This is a genomic window from uncultured Tissierella sp. (genome assembly GCF_902479755.1).
Taxonomy (GTDB): Bacteria; Bacillota; Clostridia; order Tissierellales; family Tissierellaceae; genus Tissierella; species Tissierella carlieri.
The window spans coordinates 1-8653 of sequence record NZ_CABSQO010000074.1; the positions used below are offsets into that span (position 1 = coordinate 1).

An 8653-nucleotide genomic window follows, 5' to 3' on the forward strand; every position below is an offset into this window, starting at 1 on the left:
CCCTGGCCCACGCCTTAGAAGGGCGTTGCTCTATCCAGCTGAGCTAAAAACGCATGTTACTTTGTTACCTTTTGCTTCTGCAACGTAAATTATTTTATATCATTGAATATAATCTTGTCAATAACTTTTTACTAAAATATTAGTTTATACTGAAAATAGTATGACAAAAGTTATTATATCATCAAACTCTTCACATTAATTTATTCATTATTTCCTAAATAATATATAAATAGCGTATCACATTTACATCTTCATTTTAAAAGATTAATATATGCATCCTCATCACTTTTACCTTCACTTACTATTTATATTTACAATTAAAGCGTAGGTCATAATCCCTACGCTTTATTAATGTCATGTATATTACAATTATATAAGAAATTTACTACTATTGTATTTGATTTTCTTTTATTATAAAATTATAGTTGCTTATTTATTTTTATTATTTAGATATTCTAAGTAATAAATCACTATTGTCAGCTTAGGATTTGTTGGAGCATTTCCTAAGCTATTTTCTCATTTAATATCTATTAGCACTTCCACATACTTCAATCTTATGTTTAACTATTTCTTTCATAGCTTCTTTACCTGGTGTCATATATTTTCTCGGATCACTTTCTTTTGAGTTTTCATTAAAGAATTTTTTTACTGCATCAGCAAAGGGAATCTTTAAGTCTGTTGCAACATTTACTTTACATATCCCAAGAGAAATAGCTTCTTTAACTAATTCATCAGGAACATCAGAAGCTCCATGTAAAACCAACGGAATGCTCACTTTACTTCTTATTTCTTTCAATCTTTCAAAATCAAGCTTTGGCTCTCCTTTATATAATCCATGTGCAGTTCCTATTGCTATTGCCAATGAATCAACATTTGTTTTATCAACAAATTCTGCTGCATCATCCGGATTAGTATACATTGCATCTTTCTCATCAACTACTAAATCATCTTCTTTTCCACCAAGTTTTCCAAGTTCAGCTTCTACAACCGCATCATATCTGTGTGCATATTCTACAACATCTTTAACAATTGATATATTTTCTTCAAAAGGCTTTTTCGAAGCGTCTATCATACATGATTTAAATCCTATATCAATATCCCTCTTTATTGCCTCTACATCTTCAAAATGATCTAAATGTATAGCTATTGGAATATCATATTTATTTGCCGCTACTTCAGCCATAGCTTTAATATAATCAGGCCCAGCATAATCCTCTATTGTTGAAGGTGTTCCTGCTATAATTACAGGCGATTTCATTTCCATAGCTGTTTCAGCTACCACTTGTAATGTTTCCATATTGTGAATATTAAACGCAGGTACTGCATAACCTTCACGTTGTGCTTTTAAAAGCATTTCTCTTGTTGATAATATCATTGTAAATTGCTCCCTTCTTACTAGAATTTATAATTTTTAATAAATTTAAATTCCATCATCAAGATTATCATCCTCATGTTGTTTTTCTTTTAGTTCAAAAATATTTATTCCTTTAGTACCAGCTTCTGTTGCTGTTTTTATTAAATCTTTCAGTTCCACATTATCTCTTCCAAGTACTACTTCTAATAGCATAGGTATGTTAGTTCCAGATATAACTTCTATGTTTTTATCAGTTAATTCTTGTTTTAAAAGAACCGAATTTGTAAATGGAGATCCTCCAGCTAAATCAGTTAATATAAAAACCTCATCTTCAAAGTTATTTATAGCTTCCTTAATATTGTTTTTTAATTCATCAGATCCTTGTCCATCTATAAAATCTATGCCCACAACATTTTCTTGTTCACCTGCGATTAATTTCAATGTGCTCAATAAACCTGAAGCAAAATTTCCATGACCTGATACTATTATTCCTACCATATGTGTTAACTCCTTATTCTATTTATATTGATGAATTACAACACCTTTAACAACTCTATTCACAGTTCCATCGGGTCTTGGATTATCTGGAGATATATTAAGTTTTAGTGAACTTAAATATCCAAACATTTGACCAAATATCATATAATTAAAAATTTTATATATATTAGGTATAGTTTTTCCATTTACACATATATAGTTGCTACAATTTTCTTTCATAATTTCATCATTTTCATAGGTAATTACTGCAAGTTTATGATTTCCTAAATCATTATGAATTTCTTTTATCAAATCAATATCATATAATTTTGTATATTCTTCATTTGTAGCCATAATTATCACTAAGGTTTTATCATTAATTATTGATTTAGGTCCATGTCTAAATCCCAATACTGATTCACATATTGTAGTTACTTGTCCACTTGTAAGTTCAAGATTTTTTAATGCCATCTCCTGACATAATCCTTTAAGTGTTCCAGAACCTAAATACACAACTCTTTCTGCTTCATAATCAACCAATTGCTTTATTTCAGACCATCTATTATCTAATATTTCTTCTGCTTGTGATGAAACTATTTCCACAAATTCTTTATTTTTTTCTATATTTTCTATATCAAAAATAAGCAATGTTGCAAGTGTCATACAACTAAAAGAACTTGTCATCGCAAAACTCTTATCATTAGATTTTTCAGGCATTAAAACCAACATGTTTTTCTCATTATTTACACATCTTTTAGCTAAATCTCCATCTTTGTTGCATGTTATTACAATTTGAGTTATATCATCAACATTATTTTCAAATAAATCATATGCACCTATACTTTCTGGAGAATTCCCTGATCTAGCATAAGAAACTAATATTGTTTTAACATTTTTTTCTATATATTCATTTGGATTTGATACTATATCTGTTGTTGCAATTGCCTCAACCTTAGCTTCTAATTTTTTATTTAATTCTAAAGCAACTGTATCGCCAACATAATCAGATGTTCCTGCTCCAGTTAATACAATTCTTGTATTCTTATCTACATTTTTATTTATAAATCTTTGTATAGATTCTTTTTGATCTAATATTAATTTATAAGTTTCCCTCCAGAGTTCTGGCTGCTGTCTTATTTCTGTTGCTGTAAATATAGCTTTTATTTTTTCTAGTTCTTCTAAGCTTTTTCCAAAAATCATATTTATTCTCCTTACCTTTAATTTATAAGTTATAATTTAAACACATATAAAAATTACAACTTATAAATTTATTAATTCTTTATTTATATTTTCCTATTTCTTCATTCAATATTGTCAGAATCATTTATTAAGCAAACTCTATATTTAAATTTATCTCCTCTAGTAATACTTACTGTATATTCAATTATTTGTTGATTTTCATAGGTAAGTCTCTCTACTTTTAAAGCACATTCCCCTTCTTTTATCTTTAAATATATACTTTCAAGTTTGTTTACTAAAATTGGTCTAAACAATTCTTCTGCATATGTTATTTTGGTATGATAATTTTTATTGAAAACATCATACATAGAACTTTCTTCTAGCATCTTCTTATTTAAATCTTCAAATCTCTTATACGGAAGATACGATATCTCATATATCATAGGTATTGAATCAGCTAATCTAATTCTAGCTATTTTGTATACCAAATCATTTTCCTTTAATTTTAATTTCGATGCTATTTTTTCATCTACCTCCACAATTTCAAATGTTAATATTTCTGTAGTTGGAATCTTTCCTTTCTTTCTCATATCTTCAGAGAAAGAATAAAATTTCGTTAAATTTTGTTCCATTGTTCGTTCACAAACAAAATTTCCTTTACCTTGAATTTTATATATATATCCATTCTTTTGAAGGTAATCAAGAGCCTGCCTAACAGTTACTCTACTTAAAGAATACTGCTTGCTAATCTCTCTTTCTGTATCTAATTTGTCATTTTCATTCATATTTTTTTCAATATTTTCAATAAAAATATCAGCTAATTGTATATATAATGGTATTTTTGAATTCTTATCTATTTTTTCTTTCATGGTATGGTCACGCTCCAATTCTTTAATATATTTCCTACTTTCTCATATCATTGTATAGTAATAAATATATCATTTTTCTAAGTTTTAAATCAATACCAATTTTGCAGCTCAACCATACCAATCCAAGATAGTATTTTATAATATAGCGAATCCTGTAAATTGTTGAATTGCTTTAGCTAGTATTCCCATAACAACTGTAATTGTTATTAACTTAACTGGTGAATATCCCTTCTTTAATAGCTTATACATTAATAATGTATATCCAAGTGCTAGCATGTTAGGCATTACAGCATCTAAAACACCTTCTTGAACCTTAACAGCTGAATCTCCAACTGCTGAACCAACTGCAATTACCATTGTAGTTTTTAACTTTACCATTGAAGCTATTAGACCACCAACAACTGTTAAACCAACAATTGATGCTGCATGCGAAATTTTCTTTGTTTGCTCTTTTAGTGTAGCTATTGCATTAACACCGGTATTATATCCATATTTCATTAAGAAAAATCTTAAGAAAAAGTGTAATGAATTAAATAAGATTAAGAATACAAATGGCCCTGCTATATTTCCTTCCATAGCAATTGAAGCACCAATACCTACACATATAGGAAGCGCAGTTAGCCAAAATAATGCATCACCTATACCACCAAGTGGTCCCATTGTAGCTACCTTTACAGCTCTTATTGTATTTCTATCCTCTTTATTTTCTTCCATTGCAAGTATTAAACCCATTATGAAATTAACTAAAAATGGATGTGTGTTAAAAAACTCCATATTATCTTTCATTGAATTAGAAAGATCCTCTTTATTTTTATGAATCTTTTTTAAACCTGGTAATAGTCCATACAACCAACCACAAGCTTGCATTCTTTCATAATTAAATGATGCTTGCAAAAGTAGCGAACGCCATACCATCTTGTTTAAATCACCTTTAGTAATAACCTTTTCCTTTGAAGGGTCTTTATAAGTATTAGATTCCATCATCATATACCTCCTCTACCACTTTTTCTTTTGAATTACTATTACTTTTTGAAAAATAATCATATAAAGCAATACATACTCCCAATAATGCAAGTCCTAAAATCGGTAAGTTGAAATATGTTACTAATAAAAATCCTAAAATCATAAATGCAATATATTCTTTCTTTAACATTATCTTTAACAACATTGCAAAACCTATTGCTGGCATTACTCCACCGGCTACTGATAATCCATCAATTATCCATGTTGGTATTGCACCTACAATTGCTGCTGCCTTATCGGCACCTAATAATATTGGTAAGAAAGCTATAGTAAAATAGAATACAAATAGTACTACTAGTCCCAAATAATTTATTCTTTCAATTCCAGCTGTATCAGCTTCTTCACAATACTTGTCCGCTTTATGCATAAAGAAAGAAAAAGCAGTAAATAGTAATGTTATTGCAGCTTGAACTGCTACAGCAAATGGTACAGCTATACCAATAGCTGCTTGAGCATCTAATTTACCTAATATAGCTATACTAGTTCCTATAATTCCTCCTATAACAACATTTGGTGGCTGAGCTCCTGCAAGTGGTACCATACCCATCCAAACAAGTTCAAGTGATGCTCCAACTATAAGTCCAGTTTTCATATCTCCTAAAATTAATCCTACTACAAGTCCTGTTACTATTGGTCTATGAATATGTGTTAGTCCGTCAAACATATCCACACCTGCTATACCAGCCCATATACCTATTAATAGTGCTTGTACAAACATAAAGTTTCCTCCTTAAAATTAATTTTCATTTTTAAATATGTTTATAAATATCTTCGTCAATATTTTCGTCTGGTACTCTTCTTATTTCTAATGCTATTCCTAGTTGTTTTAATTTCCTAAATGCTTCTTTATCATTCTCATCAATTGAAACTGTTGATGAAATTTGTTCCTTACCTTCTGAAAAATGCATGTTTCCTATATTTATCTTGTCCATTGGTACATTGCCTTCCGCTAACCTTAAAGCATCTTGTGGATTTCTTACCACTAGAAAAATCTTTTGTCTTGGTGATGCCTTATGAATCACATCAATTGTCTTTTGTATAGAAAAAAATCTAATTCCTATGGCATCTGGTATTACCATTTCCATTAAGTTTTGTTGTACCGAATCTTTAGAAACTTCATCATTTGCAACTACAATTAAATTAGCACCTAAATGATTCACCCAAGTTACTCCTACTTGTCCATGTACAAGTCGATTATCAATTCTTGTTAATAAAATATTAGGCATAAAACCATTCCCTTCTTTCATTTTGGTATTAACCAATTTACAAGTTAATTTTATATCCCTTTTTATTAAATGTCAACCTTTTCATAAATTTTTTTATATTTTTTTCATTTAGTCATAATCTAATATTACCGTTACATAACTGTATTTACTTGATTTTTAATCATATCTAAATATTTTCTTCATCTTATTTATAAAATTTGATTTTTTTCTTGAAAACATCATTGTACATGTTTTATAATAAAAATATACAATTGGATAATACCAATACTATTATTTAAATATATATAATTGGAGTGATATAACATGTTAATAAAAAATTGTAAAATAATTAAACTAGATCATATCGAATTAGGGTCTGTTCTTATTAAAGATGGAAAAATACAAGAATTAAATCCAAAAAATTGTGAATTTGATGAAGTTATTGATGCAAATGGCTTATTCCTGTCACCAGGATTTATAGATATACACATTCACGGTGCTGGAGGATATGATACAATGGACGGAACTGTTGACGCTATTGATTCCATATCAAAAACAATAGTCAAACATGGTACAACTTCTTTTCTTCCAACAACAATGACAGTTTCTATTGAAGACATAAACAAATCAATGCGTTCAATAAAGAAATTAAAAGAAAATGGAACTTCTGGTGCCCAAGTACTAGGTGCCCATTTAGAAGGACCTTTTATAAACCCATCTGCAATAGGTGCTCAAAATCCAAAATATCTCCAAACCCCATCTATAGATATATTTAACAAAATGACCGCTGACTGTGAAGATGCTGTTGTATCAATAACATTAGCACCAGAATTAGACGGAAGCTTAGATCTTATCAAATATTTATCTCATAAAAATATTAATTGCTCATTAGGACATACAAAAGCTACATATGAAGAAACAATAAAAGCCATAGATGTAGGTGCGAACCATTGTACCCACCTTTATAATGCAATGCCACCATTCAATCATAGATTCCCAGGAATTATAGGTGCACTATTTGATAATGATAAAATAACAATAGAAACAATTTCAGATGGAATTCATATTTCTTATCCAGCATTAAGAATTGCTTACAAACAAAAAGGCTCTGACCAGTCTATTTTAGTAACAGATGCTATGATGGCTTGCTGTATGCCAGATGGTAATTATACACTTGGAGGACAAGATGTAATAGTTAAAGATAATGCTGCAAGAATAAAAACAGGATCATTAGCTGGATCAGTTTTAACACTAGATAGAGCTATAAAGAATGTTTATAACAACTGCAATATGCCTTTATATGAAGTTGTTAAAATGGCTACTTACAACCCAGCTAAATATTGTAATGTATCAGATCATAAAGGACTAATAAAAGAAGGATACGACGCAGACTTAGTATTATTCGATGAAAATATAGATGTTAAACAAGTATTTATTAATGGGAAATCTATTTTTAATGCATAAAAAATAGAGATATGCAGATTATTTCTGCATATCTCTATTTTATTAATTCTATATAATTCTCTGGTAATTCATTATCTGATAACAAATAAGCTAACAATGCAGCTCCATGCCACGGTTTAAGCTTCGGTTCTATTAATTCACAATCTATATTATTATTTTTCAACATTTCTTTTAAAGGATTTAGTATAAAATCTCCAGATTTAAATACTCCACCACTATAAGACACTAAAAACCCATCAGCTAAATTTAATTCCTTCTTAAGTACTTTAATATGAAAAAATAATTCTTTAGCTGCCTCTTTGAATATATTTATACAAACATCACATCCAGCAGCTGCTGCTAGGTAAGCTATTTCTGAAAATTTAGCTATATGGGTTCTAGAAAACTTAAGCCTATTAAATACTATATCAACAATTTCAAAATATTCTTTAATATCATATTTTTCTTCTAATATATCAACTAAGACAGTCTTTTCCCTTCTCCCATCTTTCTGCTTTGTATATTCATTTAATACCTTTAGTCCAATCCAATATGCACTTGCGTCATCACCAATGCCTGGTCCCCATCCACCGCATCTAGCTTCATTTCCTTCTTTATTTCTTCCATACGCTATACTTCCTGTTCCAGCAACAATATTTACCCCCTCTCTGCAGCCTGTTCCAGCAGCCCATCCAACAACAGAATCATTTCCAATAGAATAATTAATTCCATTAAAAACTTCATTAACTGAATCATCAATATCTTCAATATCACTTTTACTTTCCCCATATCCAGGTATACCTAAAAATGCATATTCAATTTCGCTCTTATTTATACTACTCTTTTCACAAATCAATTGTAAATTTTCATTTAAAACCTGTATTAATTTTTCTTTTCCTATTTGATGAATATGTGTTGTACCACTTTCTATTTCTTCTATAACTTTTAATTCTTTGTCTATTAATAAATATTTAGTTTTAGTTCCTCCACCATCTACGCCTAAAAAATACATAATTATACCCCTTTCTTTTCTTCAATAAAAAGGGGGTGTATCAAATTGAAATTTTTTAAATTCAATTTGATACAGCCTATTCTTATAAACG

General features: G+C 29.2%; 9 protein-coding genes. 1 reads left to right on the forward strand and 8 read right to left on the reverse strand.

The window, feature by feature from the left end; genetic code table 11:
• Window positions 1-520: 520 nt before the first annotated feature.
• From RDK80_RS19675 to agaV, 7 genes are all read right to left on the reverse strand, one after another.
• Entirely contained in the window at window positions 521-1375 is an 855-nt protein-coding gene (locus RDK80_RS19675; protein ID WP_002582811.1) for a tagatose bisphosphate family class II aldolase, read from the reverse strand.
• A 45-nt stretch (window positions 1376-1420) separates the two neighbouring features.
• Window positions 1421-1852: a PTS galactosamine/N-acetylgalactosamine transporter subunit IIA gene (gene agaF / locus RDK80_RS19680; protein ID WP_002582810.1), complete on the reverse strand. Its 432-nt coding sequence runs from the start codon at window positions 1850-1852 to the stop codon at window positions 1421-1423.
• A gap of 18 nt (window positions 1853-1870) precedes the next feature.
• Window positions 1871-3031, reverse strand: a complete 1161-nt coding sequence (locus tag RDK80_RS19685; RefSeq protein ID WP_045143791.1) for an SIS domain-containing protein — start codon at window positions 3029-3031, stop codon at window positions 1871-1873.
• Window positions 3032-3132: 101 nt separating this feature from the next.
• Window positions 3133-3879: a GntR family transcriptional regulator gene (locus tag RDK80_RS19690; RefSeq protein WP_002582808.1), complete on the reverse strand. Its 747-nt coding sequence runs from the start codon at window positions 3877-3879 to the stop codon at window positions 3133-3135.
• Window positions 3880-4014: 135 nt separating this feature from the next.
• Window positions 4015-4863 (reverse strand): PTS system mannose/fructose/sorbose family transporter subunit IID, encoded by an 849-nt coding sequence (locus RDK80_RS19695; protein ID WP_308525277.1) that lies wholly within the window; start codon window positions 4861-4863, stop codon window positions 4015-4017.
• On the reverse strand, window positions 4850-5620 hold the full coding sequence (gene agaW / locus RDK80_RS19700) for a PTS N-acetylgalactosamine transporter subunit IIC (protein ID WP_002582806.1): 771 nt from the start codon (window positions 5618-5620) through the stop codon (window positions 4850-4852). Before agaW ends, RDK80_RS19695 begins: the two co-directional genes overlap by 14 nt.
• 31 nt (window positions 5621-5651) lie before the next feature.
• Window positions 5652-6128, reverse strand: a complete 477-nt coding sequence (gene agaV, locus RDK80_RS19705) for a PTS N-acetylgalactosamine transporter subunit IIB (protein WP_002582805.1) — start codon at window positions 6126-6128, stop codon at window positions 5652-5654.
• Window positions 6129-6431: 303 nt separating this feature from the next.
• Between agaV and nagA the strand changes: the two genes are divergently transcribed.
• On the forward strand, window positions 6432-7571 hold the full coding sequence (gene nagA / locus RDK80_RS19710) for an N-acetylglucosamine-6-phosphate deacetylase (protein ID WP_003429739.1): 1140 nt from the start codon (window positions 6432-6434) through the stop codon (window positions 7569-7571).
• A gap of 34 nt (window positions 7572-7605) precedes the next feature.
• Here the strand turns inward: nagA and RDK80_RS19715 are convergent, their stop codons facing one another.
• Window positions 7606-8562: an N-acetylglucosamine kinase gene (locus RDK80_RS19715; protein ID WP_003409217.1), complete on the reverse strand. Its 957-nt coding sequence runs from the start codon at window positions 8560-8562 to the stop codon at window positions 7606-7608.
• Between the last annotated feature and the right edge of the window lie 91 nt (window positions 8563-8653).

Bases quoted from the DNA above. Each gene is read 5' to 3' on its own strand.
- RDK80_RS19690 (WP_002582808.1), bottom strand. From the start codon at position 3,879: ATGAAAGAAAAAATAGATAAGAATTCAAAAATACCATTATATATACAA.
- agaW (WP_002582806.1), bottom strand. From the start codon at position 5,620: ATGTTTGTACAAGCACTATTAATAGGTATATGGGCTGGTATAGCAGGT.
- agaF (WP_002582810.1), bottom strand. From the start codon at position 1,852: ATGGTAGGAATAATAGTATCAGGTCATGGAAATTTTGCTTCAGGTTTA.
- RDK80_RS19685 (WP_045143791.1), bottom strand. From the start codon at position 3,031: ATGATTTTTGGAAAAAGCTTAGAAGAACTAGAAAAAATAAAAGCTATA.
- agaV (WP_002582805.1), bottom strand. From the start codon at position 6,128: ATGCCTAATATTTTATTAACAAGAATTGATAATCGACTTGTACATGGA.
- nagA (WP_003429739.1), top strand. From the start codon at position 6,432: ATGTTAATAAAAAATTGTAAAATAATTAAACTAGATCATATCGAATTA.
- RDK80_RS19695 (WP_308525277.1), bottom strand. From the start codon at position 4,863: ATGATGGAATCTAATACTTATAAAGACCCTTCAAAGGAAAAGGTTATT.
- RDK80_RS19675 (WP_002582811.1), bottom strand. From the start codon at position 1,375: ATGATATTATCAACAAGAGAAATGCTTTTAAAAGCACAACGTGAAGGT.
- RDK80_RS19715 (WP_003409217.1), bottom strand. From the start codon at position 8,562: ATGTATTTTTTAGGCGTAGATGGTGGAGGAACTAAAACTAAATATTTA.